The following is an 18,409-nucleotide window of genomic DNA, read 5'->3' on the forward strand; positions in this document are numbered from 1 at the left end:
AAAAATTAACCTACCAAAGAAATGGAGATCGGGATCACGCCAATCCAAACAGACAGAACACCCCTTCTTAAACAAGCCACACATGGTTAGTAAACACTAACAGTTGAATAATAAATTGGGACAGAAAGGATATTAATTGACCTGCGTCAAACGTAAATTCTCGCCGTCAAAAACGTTAATTTTAACGTTTTTGACGCGCCACCTTTGTCTTTTAACGTTTTTAACGGGCATTGCGATTGACCCAAAACTGGAACCGGAGTTTCCTAACGTTGCACTGAGCCTGCACGGCCATGTGAATAACTAAGTTCACTTGTTTGGTTATTCATAGCGGGGTCCGGCCTGACCACACTGAAAGGGTCAGAATAAAGTGAAACAAAGCAACTAGTAAGGAACAGCTATGCTTGCCAATCTAAAGAAGAAACATCTAGCAGTTGCCATCGTCGCGGCCGCAGCGTCTGTATTGACAGTACCAACTGTCAGCGCTGCTGACAGAACGGAACTGACTATCGTACCTGACTTCTACCAACAACTTACTCGTAACTTCAACCCGTTCCTACAGAACAACTTGAAGACCACTCTTGATTTCGTGTACGAGCCATTGGTTATCTTTAACCAATTAGACGGTAACACTCCAGTGATGCGTCTAGCGAAGGACTACTCCATTTCGGATGACCTGAAAACGGTTACTTTTGATATCCGTGAAGGTGTTAAGTGGTCTGACGGCACGCCTTTCACTGCTCAAGATGTTGCATTTACTTACAACCTTATCCGTGAAAACGCAGCAATTGACCTTGCAGGTAACGCAGCACTAATCGCTGACGTTGCTGTTAAAGGCAACAGCGTAGCAATCACGTTGAATGAAGCTAACTCTTCAGCTCCTTTCAAACTGGTTCAAACGCCAATCGTTGCTAAACACATCTGGAGCAAGATTGATAAGCCAGAAGCGTTTGCAAACGAAAACCCTGTAGGTACTGGTCCTTTCACTGAAGTTGATACGTTCACTAGCAACTTGTACGTGCAGTGCCAAAACCCTAACTACTGGGATGCAGCAAACCTAGAAATTGACTGTCTACGTATGCCTCTGATCACTAACAATGACGGTCTTCTGTCTAAAATTGTTGCTTCAGAGCTAGATTGGACTTCATCGTTCATTCCTGACATCGACGCTGTTTATGCTTCTGTAAACAAGAACCACAAATACTGGCCAGCGCCAGTAGGTAGTTCAGTAAACCTTTTGGTTAACTTTGAACACCCAGATGCAGCGAAAAACGAAGCTCTGACTAACATCGACTTCCGTCGTGCAATGTCTGCTGCTATCGACCGTCAATCAATCATCGATATCGCGTTCTATGGTGCAGGTAGCCCTAACCATTCAGCGGCTGGTATTGCTGCGCTTTACCAAAGCTGGTCAGATGTTGACACTTTCGCTAACGCTAAAGTTTACAACACTTACAGCGTTGAAAAATCAAAAGCATTGCTGAAAAAAGCTGGCTTTAAAGATACCAACGGCGACGGCTTCGTTGAGACTCCATCAGGTAAGAGCTTTGAGCTAGAAGTTCAAACTCCTTCTGGTTGGACTGACTGGAACAACACAGCACAACTAGCAGCAGAGAACTTGGCTGATGCTGGTATCAAAGTGAAAGCTGTTACTCCAGACTTCTCTGTATACAACGAGCAAATGGCTGGTGGTACTTTTGATGTAGCTCTAACGAACTACTTCACTGGTCCAGATCCACACCAAACTTGGGACACTGGTTTCCACTCACGTTTCATGGGTAAACAAGGTAACCCACGTTTCGCGATGCACCGTTTCCAAAGTGCTGAAGTTGACCAGTTGCTAGAAAGCTTCTACGCAACGGCTGACAAGTCAGAGCAATTGGAAGTTGCACACAAGATTGAAAAGATCCTTTCTGACAATCAAGTGGTAATCCCAGTTCTGTCTGCAGCGTCAATGTACCAGTTCAACGAAACCCGCTTTACTGGTTGGTGGAGTGCGGACAACGCTAAAGGTCGTCCAATGGTTTGGCAAGGTATCCCTGAGCGTCTGCTGCATATCCTTGACCTAGAAACTAAGTAACAACATTCAAAATCTGGCGGTGCGTTCGCACCGCCTCTTTCCAAAGATAGGCTATCAGTACTTTTGACCTCGGAGTTTCTATTTCTTTGGTCACGGCTTTGTCGTGCCACTTAAGGTGTGAGTTATGGGATTTTTTCTTAATAGATTAATGTTTTATTTTGGCGCATTGCTTATCGCAATCACGCTGAACTTTATTTTACCGCGAGCGATGCCTGGCGACCCAGTGACCATGATGTTCGCAAATGCGAGCGTCCAAGTAACACCAGAGCGTATTGCCGCAATGCGCGAACTACTGGGCTTTGTTGACGGTCCAATGTACATACAGTTCCTGACTTATGTGAAAAGTATCTTCACATGGGAACTAGGGATTTCTACCACGTTCTATCCCATGACAGTCAACGAGCTGATCGCCAAATCTCTTGGTTGGACACTCTTTTTGGCAGGTAGTTCTGTTGTTCTTGCTTTCTGTATCGGCTCAGTGCTCGGTATCTTTGCAGCTTGGCGACGTGGCAGCCGATTCGATTCATTCGTATCTCCAGGGTTCATGGCACTCCAAGCAGTCCCCCCTGTAGTTATCGGTATGATGGTTCTGTTTATTTTTGGTATCAGCCTTAAATGGTTCCCAACATCATACGGTATGCCAGAAGGCGCAATTCTAGATTGGACAAGCTGGGATACATACACCGGCATTCTTTACCATGCCGTGCTCCCATTGATTTGTGCAACCGTCGCTCAAATCGGTGGTTTCCTTATCAACATGCGTAACAACATGATCAACTTGCTAAGTGAAGACTACATCACTATGGCAAAAGGCAAAGGCCTCTCAGAAAACCGTGTTGTCTTCAACTACGCAGCTCGCAACGCAATGCTGCCAACCGTTACTGCACTTTCAATGGCGCTAGGTATGGCCGTTGGTGGTCAGCTAGTTGTAGAAATGATTTTCCAGTATCCAGGCCTTGGCACAACGATGCTAAATGCCGTAAACGGACGTGACTACCAAGTTCTTCAAGGGCTATTGATCATCCTGACCCTAGTCATGCTGTTCTTTAACTTCTTGGCTGACATTCTCATTGTTTTGCTTGACCCACGTCTGCGTAAGGGAGGCAAATAATCATGAAAGATATCTTCAAAATTATTCGCGGAAACACGAAAGCACTCTTTGGTGTCATCCTGATTGTGACTTTCATTCTAATGGCACTATTTGCTCCTGTTCTTTCGAAACATGAACCTCAAAAAAGAACAGGTAACCCGCATGAGTATCCATCAGCGCTTGTGAAAATGGCACAAGCTAGCCCAGATGGCTGGATTGCTGAAAACGTCACTGACAACGCACGTCGTCTTCGTATCTCAAAAGATGCGGACCACGTACTGGGTACTACACGTTTGGGTCGTGATATCTGGGCACAAGTTGCATATGGTGCACGTACTTCTCTAATGGTTGGCTTCACTGCAGGTATTTTCGTCTGTGTCGTTGCAACCATCATGGGTATCTCGGCAGGCTACTTTGGCGGCAGAGTCGACAACATCTTGTCAGGTGCGATGAACGTCATGCTCGTTGTACCACAGCTTCCCGTCATCATGGTTATCGCAGCATTTGTGGGACAGGCAGGCCCACTGACCATCGCCTTGGTCATCGCGTTTACCTCCTGGGCATGGGGCGCCAGGGTAATCCGCTCCCAAACCTTAGCCATTCGTGAAAAAGAATTTGTGAAAGCAGCAGAAGTACTTGGCGAATCCAAGCTACGTATCCTGTTTGTTGAGATTTTACCAAACCTGATTCCACTTGTAGGCGCAAGCTTCATCGGCTCAGTGATGTATGCAATCCTTGCCGAATCCGTACTGTCTTTCATTGGTATGGGTAGTGCTAGTACCGTCAGCTGGGGCAGCATGCTCTACAACGTACGTACTTCATCAGCCATGCAGCTCGGTATTTGGTGGGAAGTATTAGCACCATGTATTGCTCTAACACTACTTTCATTGTCACTGGCTTTGGTTAACTTCGCGGTTGATGAAATTGCCAACCCACAGCTACGTGCACAAAAAGGCATGAAGCGTTGGAAGAAAGTGCAGGAAGACGAAAAGAAAGCCCGCGAACAGGCTGACGTTGTTCCACAAACTGCAGTATTGAGCGGAGAAAAATAATGAGTGATGCACAACTATCAATCCGCAACCTTTGTGTTGACTATATTACCGATGCGGGCGATGTCCGCGCGGTAAACGATGTAAGTTTCGATATTGGTAAAGGCGAAGTATTTGGTCTGGCTGGTGAGTCAGGCTGTGGTAAGTCGACCGTAGCATTCTCTCTGATGCGCCTTCATAAGCCGCCTGCCTATATCAGCGGTGGCCAGGTCTACTTCAACGGCGAAGACATCATGAAATACAGCGACGAGCGCATGAGCCGCTTCCGCTGGAAAGAAGTATCAATGGTGTTCCAGTCTGCAATGAATGCCTTGAACCCTGTTCTTACAATGGAAGAGCAATTTTGTGACGTGATTATGCGCCACACCAACATGACCCGCACTCAAGCAAAAAACCGCGCAGAGGGTCTGCTGGAAATCGTTGATATTCACCCGAGCCGTTTAAGCGATTACCCACACCAATTCTCTGGTGGTATGCGCCAGCGTTTGGTTATAGCAATTGCTTTGGCACTGAACCCTAAAATGATCATCATGGATGAGCCAACAACAGCTCTAGACGTGGTGGTACAGCGCGAGATCCTTCAAAAGATCCACGCACTGAAAGAAGAGTTTGGCTTCTCGATTCTGTTCATCACGCATGACTTATCATTGATGGTCGAGTTCACCGACCGTATCGGCATCATGTATGCCGGTCAGTTGATTGAAGTGGCTCCGTCAAAAGAGATCCTAAAAACGCCATATCATCCATATACCGAGGGTCTGGCTAGCTCCTTCCCTGCACTTACCGGTCCGAAAACTCACCTAAAAGGTATTCCAGGTAATCCATTGAACCTGCTAGAAATACCGCAAGGTTGTCGCTTCCAAGCTCGCTGTAGCAAAGCGACGGACAAGTGTTTCAACGTAGCAAACACTTTGACTCAAATCGAGCCGACCCGTTACACCAACTGCCACCTGTTCACAGGTAAGTAATTCGGCTATTTGCGACTTGTAGGAGTGAGCATGACTAAAGAATTAGGCCAACCAATTGTTGAAGGGAAAAACCTAGTAAAGGATTTCCCGATTAGCAGCAACGCGCTAAACAAGCCTTTGATGCGCGCACTGAATGATGTGTCATTCAAACTGTATAAAAGCCGCGGTCTATCTGTGGTTGGTGAATCCGGTTCCGGTAAATCGACCACAGCAAAAATGATAGCGAAGATGTATGCGCCAACATCAGGAAGCATTGAGTACAAAGGTCGCGACATCAGCACCATTACAAAAAGCCGCGATCTGATGACCTATCGCGAAGGCATCCAGATGGTTTGGCAAGACCCGTTTGGTTCTTTGAACCCAACGCAGAATATCTTTCACCATATTGAACGCCCGCTAAAGATCCACAAAAAAGCGAGCAGCAATCCGAAAGAACTAGAAGAACAAGTGTATGACCTGCTTAATCAAGTTGGTCTAACACCGCCAAAAGAAACGGCACAAAAATACCCTCACCAGCTTTCTGGTGGTCAGCGTCAGCGTGTAAACCTTGCACGTAACCTAGCGGTTGGCGCAGAAGTGGTATTGGCTGACGAACCAACCTCCATGCTCGACGTTTCTATCCGTGCAGGTGTACTTAACCTGATGGAAGAAATGAAGTTCGAGAAAGAGATGGCACTGCTTTACATCACACACGACATCGCCACCGCACGTTACATCGCGGAAGATCTTGCTGTTATGTACGTGGGCCACATGGTTGAGTGGGGCGACTGTGAAGAGATCATTCACCGTCCTCAACACCCTTACACAAGACTTCTTGTCTCAGCGGTGCCAGATCCATCTAAGTCGATCCACCAGCAACTGGAAGGTAACAAAGGGGAAATCCCACTTTGGACGCCTGACTCCGCTGGCTGTCCGTTTGCAGGTCGATGCCTACATGCGACAGAAAAATGCCGTGAGAAATTGCCAAGCGTTACTAAGCTGGCAGACAACCACTATGTGCGCTGTTATCTGTACGAATAATTTATTCGAGTACACGTTTTAGGAGGTAAAATGCAGCTGTTGACCAACCATATCGGCTATGAGCGCTTAGGCAATAAAGTAGCGCTTATTCTTGCAACGCAGGATGTCATCACGACACATGCCGATATTGTGGATGACCAAACAGGTCAATCCGTGATGCAGCTGCCTGTTTGTGCTTGTGGTTCTGTAGACCAATGGCATACCGGCGACGTTTATCAGTTGGATTTTACCGCTCTGGAACAGAGCGGTGAATTCCACATCAAGGTCGGAGATACTCAATCTCCTGCCTTCACGATCGCGGACGGTATTCTTTTCGATCGTACGTTTTCCGATGTGATCCACTACTTTAAATCCCAGCGTTGTACAGGCACTTTTGATCAATACGATCGTCAAGCTCCTATCTTAGGCTCTGAGCGTCGTGTTGATGTTCGTGGCGGATGGTATGATGCGTCCGGTGACGTCAGTAAATACTTCAGCCACCTTTCATATGGTAACTACCTAAACCCGCAGCAAATTCCCATGGTTGTTTGGAATATGCTGACATCTATCGACACATTGTCTTCCGAAATAATCCCATTTACTCAAACACGATTGCATGATGAAGCCTTATTCGGCGCAGATTTTCTTGTTCGCATGCACGATGCCGACGGATATTTTTATCTCACCGTGTTCGACAAATGGAGCAAAGACACAGCACAGCGCGAAATTTGCGCTTATGAAACACAGCTAGGTAACAAAACTTCAGCGTATCAAGCAGGTTTTCGCCAAGGCGCGGGCGTTGCTATCGCATCGCTAGCTGCAGCAGCACGTTTAGGTATTAGTGGTGATTTTGATGTTGCCACCTACCAATCAACAGCAGAGGCAGGTTACCTGCACCTTAAAGAAAACAATGCAGCCTATTTGGATGATGGATGTGAGAACACCATCGATTTCTACTGCGCATTGCTCGCAGCGACTGAGCTATTTAAGCTGACCAAGAACGCAACCTACCTTGAAGAAGCGCGTTATTGGGCTGCTCGCCTATCCGAGCAGCAACAGAGTGATGAGCAAGTTTCCAATTATTGGTCTGCAAATGGTGATGGTTCTCGCCCTTACTTTCATGCTGCAGAAGCCGGATTACCTGCGATCGCGCTAATGCAATATTTGACCATTGAGTCGGATATCGTTCTAAAAGACAAATTTCAACAAGTGCTTGTTAATGCAATTAATTTCGAATTAAGCATTACCAATGAGGTCAACAACCCTTTCGGCTATCCGCGCCAATACATTAAGAACATTGATGCTGATAAGCGAACAAGCTTTTTCATCGCTCAGCGCAATGAAACTGGTTATTGGTGGCAGGGAGAGAATGCCCGTTTAGGCTCTCTTGCGACCATGGCATATATGGCGACTAACGTGGTCTCTGATACCGAACTAAAAAAACAACTACGTCAGTATGGTCAGCAAGCACTTAACTGGATTTTGGGTCTCAACCCATACGATATGTGCATGCTTGATGGCCACGGCCGAAACAACCCTGACTATTTGCCTCACCTTGGCTTCATCAACGCAAAAGGCGGCGTTTGTAATGGCATTACTGCAGGCTTCGAGAATGAGCGAGATATCGCGTTCAATCCTCAAGGCCAAAAGGATGACATGCTACAAAACTGGCGTTGGGGAGAACAGTGGATCCCACATGCCGCTTGGTACCTACTCGCCATCGCTATGCAAAAGAAGGACCTCGTTGATGCCTAAGTATTTCTGTGGTGTCGATGGGGGTGGTACTTCTTGTCGTGCCCGCATCGTCGATGAAAATGGTCAACTTCTGGGTGAGGCCAAAACAGGTTCTGCCAACATCCTTTTGGGTGTTGAACTTGCTATGGAAAACATCCAAACCGCGATAGCTTTGGCTGCTGAACAAGCTGGCATTGCTGATTTATCAACCCTATCAGTTGGGATGGCGTTGGCGGCTGCAGAGCAAAAGTCTGCATGGCTGGCCTTTATGGCGCTCCCTCATCCTTATCAGCACGTCACCCTGAACACTGACGGTTACGGGGCTTGTATGGGTGCGTTTAGCGGTGAAAACGGTGCCATTGTCATTGCCGGTACAGGCTCGGTGGGAATCTATATTGAAAACGGTCAACAGCATGTTCTGGGTGGCCGCGAGTTTCCTATTTCCGATCAAGGTGGTGGTGCCGTCATGGGTCTTCGCCTTATTCAACAAACATTGCTTGCGCATGATGGGCTGCGACCAACGTCTGCTTTGTCTCAGCATGTGCTCGCTCACTTTGACCACAATCTCGATGCCATTGTTAGCTGGTCTAAGACAGCTAAACCGCGTGACTACGGACAGTTCTGCCCTACCATTTTCGAAATGGCAATGCAGCGAGATGAACTTGCCATGGAGTTACTGCAAGGCTCTGCCGACGATGTTGAACGCTTGATTCTCGGTCTAAACCGAAAAGGCGCCTCACAAGTCGCACTCATGGGCAGCATCGGTGAACGTATCGTTCCCTGGTTAACACCTGCTACTCAAGCTTTGTTGGTTCAACCCAAGGCGGATGCCATGACCGGAGCCATTTTGATGGCCTACGGCGACCACAATCTTTATCCGTTTCCGAGGTAAGCCATGAACTTTCGCTTAGATCTCAATGTTATCGACGTTCAGCCAAACGAGAGCCGCTTTGCGCTCGTACTGCACAATTTGTCTGAATATAACATTGAAAATTGGCAACTCACTTTTAGTGTCAGCCGATACGTCATTCCTACGAGTGTCTCTCATGGCACATTGAAGCAGGTGGGTAGCCTATGCGTCTTTGAAACGGGCGCTCCACTTAATGCGAATGACCATTTGTATCTCGAGTTCAGCCACACCACTAAACCTTTTACTATGCACGATGAAGGGATTGGCGACGCGTGTTTGATGATCACCACAGATCAAGGCATCACAGCAACACCGGTGGAAACAACACTCATCAACTTAGGGGTGCAATCGCCAGAACGCACGCCGCTAACACTGCCAGAGCCAAAAGCGATCAACTTGATCCCCCAGCCAAAAGCATTAGTCGTGACGCAGGGACAATTCGCGCTTACCGACGAGTGTGCTGTTGTTAGTGACAGTGATGCCAGCCAGCTCGCCGCAACATGGCTAGCTCAAGAGCTCTCTGCTCATTTACGCAGTGATGTTACCGTGAAAAAGAACGGGGAAATTCGTCTTAAACAGGACACAAAGCTAGCACCCTCCCACTACAGAGTAAGTGTGAAGCCACAAGGTATCACTATCAGTGCATCGGATGAGTGTGGTTTTTCACATGGTGTCGCAACAGTACTGCAATTGATTCCAACCCAAGTGTCCCATCGCCACCACGCGGCCTATACCTTGCCGTGTGTTGAGATTGAAGATCACCCGCGTTTTGGCTATCGCAGCATGATGTTGGATTGTGCTCGCCACTTCCACCCAGTGCGCCGAGTCAAAGATCTCATCAATCAATTGGCTCGTTACAAGTTTAACCACTTCCATTGGCACTTGACCGACGACGAAGGCTGGCGTATCCAAATTGATGCATTTCCTGAGCTTACGGAGATCGGTGCTTGGCGTGGACCTTTTGAAACATTGGAACCGCAATACACATCGCTGTCAAAAATCCATGGTGGGTTCTACACCAAAGATGAAATCCGAGACGTTGTAGCGTATGCCGCTCAGCGTGGCATCACAGTGATCCCTGAAATCGATATTCCAGGTCACTGCCGTGCTGCCATCAAGTCGCTACCTCATATGTTGGTAGAAGATGCAGATGCTTCAGCTTATCGCAGTATTCAAAACTACACAGATAACGTATTGAACCCTGGGCTAAAAGGGACTTACACCTTCCTAGAAACCGTATTAGCGGAAGTTTGCGAGCTATTCCCTGGCCCATTTGTTCATATCGGTGCCGATGAAGTTCCCGAAAATGTCTGGACGGACAGTCCTTCATGCCAAGCATTGATGAAAGCATGTGGCTACACCGATACCAAAGAACTGCAAGGCCACATATTGCGCCATGCCGAAAACTTCTTAAGCACCAAAGGGAAACAAATGTTTGGTTGGGAAGAAGCGGTATTTGGCGACAAGGTCAGCAAGGACACCGTCATCTTCTCTTGGGTTAGTGAACAGTCAGGCATTGAATGTATTCGCAATGGCTACAACGTCGTTCTACAACCAGGACAAGAAACGTATCTCGATATGGCTCAAGACTTTTCTACGGATGAACCGGGAACAGATTGGGCGTGCAAAGTACCACTTGAAAAAGCCTATCACTACGAACCCTTTGCTAACTCAGACGTCACTCCCAGTGAGTTTGAAAAAATCAAAGGCATTCAATGCGCACTTTGGTGCGAAGTGACAAACACCCAAAGCCGCTTTGAGTACATGATCTTCCCTCGCCTTCTAGCGATTGCAGAGGTGTGCTGGAGCGCCAAGGAACAAAGAGATTGGGCAGACTTTCAAGCCCGTCTTAGCGGACAACTGCAATACCTAGATCGTCTAGGTATCAACTATCGTCGGTAATAACTTTAATTTTTTGAGATTTGTAGAGGAAACATTCCATGAAATACGGCTATTTTGATAATGATAACCGAGAATATGTCATTACCCGCCCTGACGTACCGGCGCCATGGACGAACTACTTAGGTACAGAAAAATTCTGTACCGTGATTTCACATAACGCAGGTGGCTATTCGTTCTACAACAGTCCTGAATACAATCGTGTCACTAAATTCCGTCCAAACGGCACATTTGACCGTCCTGGACACTACGTATATCTGCGTGACGATGAAACAGGTGATTACTGGTCAATCTCTTGGCAACCTGTGGCAAAAAGCCTTGAAGAAGCGTCGTACGAAGTTCGTCATGGCCTGTCTTACTCTAAGTTCAAGTGTGAGTACAATGGCATCACTGCTGAGAAAACACTGTTTGTACCAAAAGGTGAAGACGCCCAAGTTTGGGATGTGAAGCTAAAGAACGATGGCGACAAACCTCGCACCATCAGTGCATTCTCGTTCGTTGAGTTCTCTTTCAGCCATATTCAGTCTGATAATCAGAACCACCAAATGAGCCTCTACTCAGCGGGCACATCATACAATGATGGCGTTCTTGAGTACGACTTGTACTACAACACCAATGATTACGAAGGTTTCTATTACATGGCATCAAGCTTCGATCCTGATAGCTTTGATGGTCAACGCGACAGCTTCCTTGGTATGTACCGCGATGAAGCAAACCCAATTGCTGTTGAAAAGGGTCGCTGTTCTAACCATGTTCAAACTTGCTACAACCATTGTGGTTCTTTGCACAAACAGTTCGTTATCCAACCAGGTGAAGAAGTTCGCTTCGTATTCATTCTAGGTATCGGTAAAGGTGAAGGTCAGCGCCTACGTACTAAGTACCAAGACTTCGCCAACGTTGATGCAGCATTTGCAGACATCAAAGGTCATTGGGAATCGCGTTGTAACAAGTTCCAAGTGAAGTCACCAAATGAAGGCCTAGACACCATGATCAATGCTTGGACTCTTTACCAAGCTGAAACGTGTGTGGTTTGGTCACGTTTTGCCTCTTTCATTGAAGTGGGTGGTCGTACTGGTCTTGGCTACCGTGACACGGCACAAGATGCTATTTCTGTTCCACACTCAAATCCTGAAATGACACGTAAACGTCTTGTCGATCTGCTGCGCGGTCAAGTGAAAGCAGGTTACGGTCTACACCTATTCGATCCAGATTGGTTTGATCCAGCTAAAGCTGACGTTAAACCGTCTAAATCGCCAACCGTTGTTCCAACGCCAAGTGATGAAGACAAAATCCACGGTATCGATGACACTTGTTCAGATGATCACCTATGGATCGTGCCGACCATCATCAAGTATGTGACTGAAACGGGTGAAGAAAGCTTCCTCGATGAAGTGATCCCATATGCTGACGGCGGCAACGCTACCGTTTACGAGCACATGAAAGCAGCATTGAACTTCTCGGCAGAATACGTAGGTCAAACCGGTATCTGTAAAGGTCTACGCGCAGACTGGAATGACTGTCTAAACCTAGGTGGCGGTGAGTCATCAATGGTTTCATTCCTGCACTTCTGGGCACTGCAAGAATTCATTACCCTAGCGAAGCACAAAGGCCAGGATGCAGATGTTCAGGCATACACTGAAATGGCAGCGAACGTACGCGAAGCATGTGAGAAACACCTTTGGGATGACGAAGGTGGCTGGTACATCCGTGGTCTAACCAAAGACGGCGACAAGATCGGTACAGCTCAACAAACTGAAGGTCGTATTCACCTTGAGTCGAACACATTGGCAGTTCTTTCTGGTATGGCATCGCAAGACCGTGGCGAAAAAGCCATGGACGCTGTTGATGAGAACTTGTTCTCTGAATACGGATTGCACCTAAACTCGCCGTCGTTCTCAACACCAAACGATGACATCGGTTTCGTTACCCGCGTTTACCAAGGCGTGAAAGAAAACGGCGCAATCTTCTCGCATCCAAACCCATGGGCTTGGGTTGCCGAAGCGAAACTAGGTCGCGGTGACCGTGCAATGAAGTTCTATGATGCACTAAACCCGTACAATCAAAACGACATGATCGAAAAGCGTGTCGCTGAACCCTATTCATACGTTCAGTTCATCATGGGTCGTGACCACGAAAACCATGGTCGTGCAAACCACCCTTGGCTAACAGGTACATCAGGTTGGGCTTACTTCGCAGTAACCAACTTCATTCTAGGCGTACAAGTGGGCTTCGATGGCCTGACTGTTAACCCATGTATTCCTACTGAATGGCCAGGATTTGAAGTGAACCGCGAATGGCGTGGTGCGACTTACCAAATCAAGGTAGAAAACCCGAATAGCGTAAGCAAAGGCGTGAAAACTATCACCTTGAACGGTGAAGTCATCACTGGTGCGATTCCAGCGCAAGCTGAAGGCTCAGTGAACGTTGTTAACGTTGTAATGGGTTAATAAAAAAAGGGAGGGCACTTTGCCCTCCCTTTTTATTGCTGTTTAGAAAGGAGCTCTACCATGATTCAATTCGGTACTGGCGGATGGCGAGCCTTCATTGGTGAAGAGTTCACCAAAGACAACGTACGCTTAGTGGCACAATCTCTTGCCAATATAATGATCAACGAAAACGCTTGTGAGCCAGGCTTTGTGATTGGTTACGACCGTCGTTTTCTATCAGATAAAGCAGCTGCATGGTTTGCAGAAGTGCTAGCTGCAAATGGCATCACCGTCAGCTTCATCGACAAATACGTGCCAACGCCTATCGTCATGTTCAAAGCGAAGCAGATGGAAACGCATTACTCAGCGTGTATCACTGCCTCCCACAACCCAGCGGATTACAACGGCATTAAAGTCTTTATCCAAGGCGGTCGTGACGCAGATGAGATCATTACTGCAAAAATCGAAGAGCAAGTCAGCAAGCTAAAAGCGACTGATGTGAAATCGATAGATTTCGAAGACGCGCAAAATCAAGGGCTGGTTAAAATCATCAATCCTATGAACGAATTCGTAGATTCGATCATTGATTTCATTGATATGGAAGCGATTAAAGCAGCGAATCTTCGCGTACTGATCGACCCAATGTTCGGTGTTGCAAAAAACGCTCTGCAAACTGTGCTGATTTCTGGCCGTTGTGACGTTGACGTGATCAACGATGGCGAAAACCCAGGGTTTGGTGGCACCATGCCTTCACCAAACGCTGCAACACTTTACCGCTTGAAGCACATGGTTGCTGACGAAGGCTATGACATTGGTATCGGTACTGATGGTGATGCTGACCGTCTGGGCATCATTGATGAAAAAGGCAACTTCATTCATCCGAACGAAGTATTGCTGCTTCTCTATTACTACATGTTGGAATACAAGGGCTTAAAAGGCTCTGTTGTTCGTAACATCGCTACTACACACCTGCTTGATAAAGTTGCTGCCGATCATGATGAGGATAGCTTTGAAGTTCCTGTTGGCTTCAAACACATCAGTTCTCAGATGGAAGCAGATGACTCTCTAATCGGCGGTGAAAGCTCTGGTGGTCTAACTATCCGCGGTCATATCAAAGGCAAAGATGGCGTATTCGCGTCAAGCCTATTGGTTGAGATGATCAGTGTCACTGGCAAGAAATTGTCTGAAATGCTTGATGAGATCTACGGTAAATATGGCTATGCCTATACCGCTGAGGGTGATTGCACGTTCAAGGCATCTCAACGCGATAGCCTTTACAACCGAATCTATGTCGACAAAGAGTTACCAGAGTTTGCTTATGAAATAGAAAAAGTAAGCTACGCTGATGGCTTAAAAGTCTACTTTAAAAACGGTGGCTGGGCGCTAGCTCGATTCTCAGGCACTGAACCACTCCTGCGTATCTTCGTAGAGTGGGAAGACAAAGAAACCGCGGAAGCGTTAGTTAGACAGATCAAAGATTTTCTATACGTATAACCCATCACATCGAACAGTTGAATCCATGAGAGTGGATTAGATGACAGTTCAGCCATTTGGGCATTACTGTTCAAAAAGGGTAGCGTTGCTACCCTTTTTTCATTGACCGCTACTGACAAATACTTATTTAGGCTAGAAGCACTTGCATTATCTGTTCTCGGCCAGCTACCTCTTCATTGAATTAACGACAAAATTCGAACTGTTTGTCATCAGATTCCGCATGAGAACCAGAACGGCGATACGTATCTACAATCCAGCAAAAAGCATTAAATCCACCGTGGTCACTAGCCTAATTATTCAGGCACTTATTCAGTTGTGTTTGTTAATTTTTCACTGCGATTTGTAAACCTAATCCATCCTACACATCAAAACCAACGCACCCAATAACGATAGATACCTCGAAGTTATCGCCTTAACAACACTACGATTTCACAAGCCGACAAGATTTGCATCCCATTAACTAAGCTCGATATTTCAATGCGTAATTTATCAACAGCCTCAGATCCTACGCTTCAAGTGATTTATTTTGAAGAGTGAATTTAAGGAGCTACAGATGTTGAAACGCGTTTTACTCGCCACAGCCATTTCAGGTGCATTGGCGTCACCAAGCTATGCTATTTCCTCCCAAGCATTATCACAGTTGGGTGACGGAATCGATCTGACGTACGCGGTTTTAGACAACCAACAAAATGAATGGCGTACGTTTAAAGGCGAAATCACGCTACAAAATGGGAGTTCAACGGCATTACCTGCCACTGGGTGGGCTATCTACTTCAGTCATATTCGCATGATGCAGCCACTAACAAACAGCGGCCTGACTGTCTCTCACGTGAATGGAGATATCTTCAAAATTGAACCTACTGATAGCTTTAACGCACTGGAGCCAGGCAAGACACTGACCATTGAGTTCGAATCAGAGTTCTGGCAAATCGCTAAAACAGACATCATGCCTAACTGGTACCTAGTGTCTGACAGCGGTGAGACTGCATTGATTGCGAGCACTAGCAATAACATCGATGGAAAAGTGCCGACTAAACCCGGAGAAGAACTCCCGTTCGTGGCAGATTTTGACAGCGAGCTAAAATGGAAACGTTATGGCGGTAGCATTACAGATTTTTATGACCCGTTTACTGCAGCTGATCGCTATGCCAGAAACAGCGACTTAAGCGAATTAGCAAACGCGAAGGGGGTTATTCCTACGCCAGCCTCTATTGTCTTGGGTGACAGCGACATTACCATTGATTCATCTTGGGTTGTGGTTTTTGACAATGGTTACCAAAGTCAGGCCGAGTTTATCGCCAAGCAATTTGGGTTAACAGCCGTTCCTTGGGCGCCTAATCAATCTAAAGTCATTCATATAGGTTGGGGACAAGTCAGCATTGATGGTCAACCAAAGTGGGACGAAGCATACAGCCTAACTGTATCGCCTTCGGCAGAAAGAGTAGACATTAATGCCGCTGACCCAGCCGGTGCTTTGTATGCCGCGCAATCGCTTCTTCAGCTAACCGACGGCAATGTCATTCCTGAGGTTAACATCTCGGATGCACCACGTTTTGCGTATCGTGGGCTTTCGATAGATGCAGCAAGAAACTTCAGAACGAAAGACTCTATCCTTGAGTTGCTTGACCAAATGGCTACCGTCAAACTCAACAAACTGCACCTTCGCTTAAGTGACGATGAAGCATGGCGTATCGAAATTCCGGCCTTGCCAGAATTGGCGGATATTGGCTCTCAGCGTTGTCATGATCTAAGCGAAACAACATGTGTATTACCATTCCTCGGTGCGGGTCCTGACGGCACTACTGAGTCAAACGGCTACTACACCCAAGCTGACTACAAAGAGATTCTTGAAGCTGCAAATGCCCTGAACATTGAAGTGATCCCTGAAGTGGACATGCCCGGTCATGCACATGCCGCTATTAAAGCCATGGAAGCGCGATATGAAAAGCTCGCAGCACAAGGCGATATGGTTGCAGCCAACGAATACCTGTTGAGCGATCCAGATGACACGACAGAGTACCTGTCAGTGCAAATGTTCACGGACAATGCAATGAACGTTTGTATGGACTCAACCTACAACTTTGTTGATACCGTCGTAAGCTCTCTGGTTCAACTACACCAAGACATTCAGCCACTAAAAACATTTCATTTCGGTGGTGATGAAATTGCAGGTGCATGGACAGACTCGCCGATTTGTAAGGCTTTCCTAGCAAACAATAGCGCCGGTATTAAAACGGTCGATGAACTCAGCCAGTACTTCGTTGAGCGAATCTCTGTCATCACCGCCAATCACAACCTTGACCTCGGTGGCTGGGAAGACGGCCTGATGCATAACAACGTCGTTTACCCACGTGGCGAAGTTGCCAATACAAAAGTCAGCGGCAACGCGTGGCAAAATATTTGGGAATGGGGCGTAGCTGATCGAGCCTATAACCTTGCGAACAATGGCTATGGCGTCATTTACAACCAAGCTACGCATTTCTACTTTGACCACCCTTACGAGCCCGATCCAGAAGAGCGTGGCTACTACTGGGCTCCCCGCTTTACCGATACACGTAAGTCATTTGGCTTCATGCCTGATGACCTGTACGCCAATGCAGACTTTACCCGTGCAGGAGCGCCAATCACCAAAGAAGAAGTGTTAAATGCCGCGGGTGTAAAAACGCTAGAACGTCCTGAAAACGTACTTGGCCTTCAAGGCTCGGTATGGACTGAAACCATTCGAACGGAAGCACAATTTGAAGGAATGACATTCCCACGAGCTATTGCGTTGGCTGAGCGTGCTTGGCACACCGCATCTTGGGAAGCGCATGATACAGGAGATAAGGTAGTTGATGACGCAGCCCGAACATCAGACTATAACAAGTTTGCTAACTTAGTTGCTCAAAACGTCATGCCTAACCTTGAAGCCAATGGCATTGCTTTTAACCTGCCAGTTCCTGGCGGGATCATTGAAGCTGGCGTACTGAAAGCAAACAGTGCCTTCCCTGGCCTTGCGATCGAATACTCTGTAGACAATGGTCAAAGCTGGCATGCTTATGACGCTGCGCAAGCACCTTCAACCTCAAATGCGCTTATCCGCACCGTATCCGGTGAAAGATCTAGCCGAGCATCGATGGTCAAATAGGCAACAATCGAGCTTATAAAGCCCTAGTCATATGATTAGGGCTTTAAACCAAAATAAAACTAGGCATACATTCTAAATGTTTAATATTTCGCGGTGATCACTCCCGCTCACCGCCCCAAAATACTATTTGGGCTAATGAAAATACTCATTTAACCAATACGCACTCTCGTAACGTACTGTCACCCCACACCAACATAGCTTCATCAGCTTTGGTATAAAGCCCAAACAGCTTATCTTCAGACTCCCATTGTGCACCGGATGCAGATCGAATCCGCGGAAGAAATAACTCTTCGTCATTAAAACGCACAACTGCCGAATCTGACGTCACCATTGCATCAAAGGTTTGCTCTCCTTCACATGCATACTGATGTGGTAGTGATGAACTGCAAGCAGTTACGAAAAGCGAAACTAGCAAGATACTAAACAGTTTCTTCATGTAACCCCCTCAAGAATAATTTCATCAATATCATTTCACGCTACTCAATAGTTGACTGTCTGAATGATCACAGTGCAAGCAACTTTACGAAGTACAGTAGTAATAATAATTAGTGGCATTGACCTTGCGAATACATGATATTCAAACCATTCATTTATGGTGATCTATTTTCACGCAAACGCAAAAAAGCCCTGACCGTA

12 protein-coding genes are annotated in these 18,409 nt (G+C 46.8%); 11 read left to right on the plus strand and 1 reads right to left on the minus strand.

Annotated features, from left to right (window positions below; genetic code table 11):
* Nucleotides 1-397: 397 nt before the first annotated feature.
* The 11 genes from LRP50_RS13690 to LRP50_RS13740 all read left to right on the plus strand — a co-directional run bounded on the left by LRP50_RS13690 (nucleotide 398) and on the right by LRP50_RS13740 (nucleotide 17,773).
* Nucleotides 398-2,077, plus strand: coding sequence for an ABC transporter substrate-binding protein (locus tag LRP50_RS13690; protein ID WP_274165019.1), 1,680 nt, complete (start codon nucleotides 398-400; stop codon nucleotides 2,075-2,077).
* Between the two features lie 124 nt (nucleotides 2,078-2,201).
* Nucleotides 2,202-3,188, plus strand: coding sequence for an ABC transporter permease (locus LRP50_RS13695; protein WP_274165020.1), 987 nt, complete (start codon nucleotides 2,202-2,204; stop codon nucleotides 3,186-3,188).
* 2 nt (nucleotides 3,189-3,190) lie between these two features.
* Entirely contained in the window at nucleotides 3,191-4,219 is a 1,029-nt protein-coding gene (locus LRP50_RS13700; protein ID WP_274165021.1) for an ABC transporter permease, read from the plus strand.
* On the plus strand, nucleotides 4,219-5,184 hold the full coding sequence (locus tag LRP50_RS13705; RefSeq protein WP_274165022.1) for an ABC transporter ATP-binding protein: 966 nt from the start codon (nucleotides 4,219-4,221) through the stop codon (nucleotides 5,182-5,184). The genes LRP50_RS13700 and LRP50_RS13705 overlap by 1 nt, the downstream gene beginning before the upstream one ends.
* A 30-nt stretch (nucleotides 5,185-5,214) precedes the next feature.
* Nucleotides 5,215-6,204, plus strand: coding sequence for an ABC transporter ATP-binding protein (locus LRP50_RS13710; protein WP_274165023.1), 990 nt, complete (start codon nucleotides 5,215-5,217; stop codon nucleotides 6,202-6,204).
* 30 nt (nucleotides 6,205-6,234) lie between these two features.
* A complete protein-coding gene (locus LRP50_RS13715) occupies nucleotides 6,235-7,938 on the plus strand; it encodes a glycoside hydrolase family 9 protein (RefSeq protein ID WP_274165024.1) in 1,704 nt (567 codons plus the stop codon).
* The gene (locus LRP50_RS13720) at nucleotides 7,931-8,809 is read left to right on the plus strand and encodes a glucosamine kinase nucleotide-binding domain-containing protein (protein ID WP_274165025.1); all 879 of its coding nucleotides are present in this window, start codon (nucleotides 7,931-7,933) and stop codon (nucleotides 8,807-8,809) included. The genes LRP50_RS13715 and LRP50_RS13720 overlap by 8 nt, the downstream gene beginning before the upstream one ends.
* A gap of 3 nt (nucleotides 8,810-8,812) precedes the next feature.
* Nucleotides 8,813-10,729, plus strand: coding sequence for a beta-N-acetylhexosaminidase (locus LRP50_RS13725; RefSeq protein ID WP_274165026.1), 1,917 nt, complete (start codon nucleotides 8,813-8,815; stop codon nucleotides 10,727-10,729).
* A gap of 38 nt (nucleotides 10,730-10,767) precedes the next feature.
* The gene (locus tag LRP50_RS13730) at nucleotides 10,768-13,173 is read left to right on the plus strand and encodes a glycoside hydrolase family 94 protein (protein ID WP_274165027.1); all 2,406 of its coding nucleotides are present in this window, start codon (nucleotides 10,768-10,770) and stop codon (nucleotides 13,171-13,173) included.
* A 60-nt stretch (nucleotides 13,174-13,233) separates the two neighbouring features.
* Complete coding sequence (locus LRP50_RS13735; protein WP_274165028.1) at nucleotides 13,234-14,646, plus strand: phosphoglucomutase/phosphomannomutase family protein; 1,413 nt, start codon at nucleotides 13,234-13,236, stop codon at nucleotides 14,644-14,646.
* 553 nt (nucleotides 14,647-15,199) lie between these two features.
* A complete protein-coding gene (locus LRP50_RS13740; RefSeq protein WP_274165029.1) occupies nucleotides 15,200-17,773 on the plus strand; it encodes a family 20 glycosylhydrolase in 2,574 nt (857 codons plus the stop codon).
* 145 nt (nucleotides 17,774-17,918) lie between these two features.
* Here the strand turns inward: LRP50_RS13740 and LRP50_RS13745 are convergent, their stop codons facing one another.
* Complete coding sequence (locus LRP50_RS13745) at nucleotides 17,919-18,209, minus strand: MliC family protein (protein ID WP_274165030.1); 291 nt, start codon at nucleotides 18,207-18,209, stop codon at nucleotides 17,919-17,921.
* Nucleotides 18,210-18,409 lie beyond the last annotated feature (200 nt).

The sequence above is a fragment of the Enterovibrio gelatinilyticus genome (assembly GCF_028683095.1).
Taxonomy (GTDB): Bacteria; Pseudomonadota; Gammaproteobacteria; order Enterobacterales; family Vibrionaceae; genus Enterovibrio; species Enterovibrio gelatinilyticus.

Bases quoted from the DNA above. Each gene is read 5' to 3' on its own strand.
- LRP50_RS13730 (WP_274165027.1), top strand. From the start codon at position 10,768: ATGAAATACGGCTATTTTGATAATGATAACCGAGAATATGTCATTACC.
- LRP50_RS13700 (WP_274165021.1), top strand. From the start codon at position 3,191: ATGAAAGATATCTTCAAAATTATTCGCGGAAACACGAAAGCACTCTTT.
- LRP50_RS13710 (WP_274165023.1), top strand. From the start codon at position 5,215: ATGACTAAAGAATTAGGCCAACCAATTGTTGAAGGGAAAAACCTAGTA.
- LRP50_RS13690 (WP_274165019.1), top strand. From the start codon at position 398: ATGCTTGCCAATCTAAAGAAGAAACATCTAGCAGTTGCCATCGTCGCG.
- LRP50_RS13745 (WP_274165030.1), bottom strand. From the start codon at position 18,209: ATGAAGAAACTGTTTAGTATCTTGCTAGTTTCGCTTTTCGTAACTGCT.
- LRP50_RS13705 (WP_274165022.1), top strand. From the start codon at position 4,219: ATGAGTGATGCACAACTATCAATCCGCAACCTTTGTGTTGACTATATT.
- LRP50_RS13695 (WP_274165020.1), top strand. From the start codon at position 2,202: ATGGGATTTTTTCTTAATAGATTAATGTTTTATTTTGGCGCATTGCTT.
- LRP50_RS13725 (WP_274165026.1), top strand. From the start codon at position 8,813: ATGAACTTTCGCTTAGATCTCAATGTTATCGACGTTCAGCCAAACGAG.
- LRP50_RS13715 (WP_274165024.1), top strand. From the start codon at position 6,235: ATGCAGCTGTTGACCAACCATATCGGCTATGAGCGCTTAGGCAATAAA.
- LRP50_RS13740 (WP_274165029.1), top strand. From the start codon at position 15,200: ATGTTGAAACGCGTTTTACTCGCCACAGCCATTTCAGGTGCATTGGCG.
- LRP50_RS13720 (WP_274165025.1), top strand. From the start codon at position 7,931: ATGCCTAAGTATTTCTGTGGTGTCGATGGGGGTGGTACTTCTTGTCGT.
- LRP50_RS13735 (WP_274165028.1), top strand. From the start codon at position 13,234: ATGATTCAATTCGGTACTGGCGGATGGCGAGCCTTCATTGGTGAAGAG.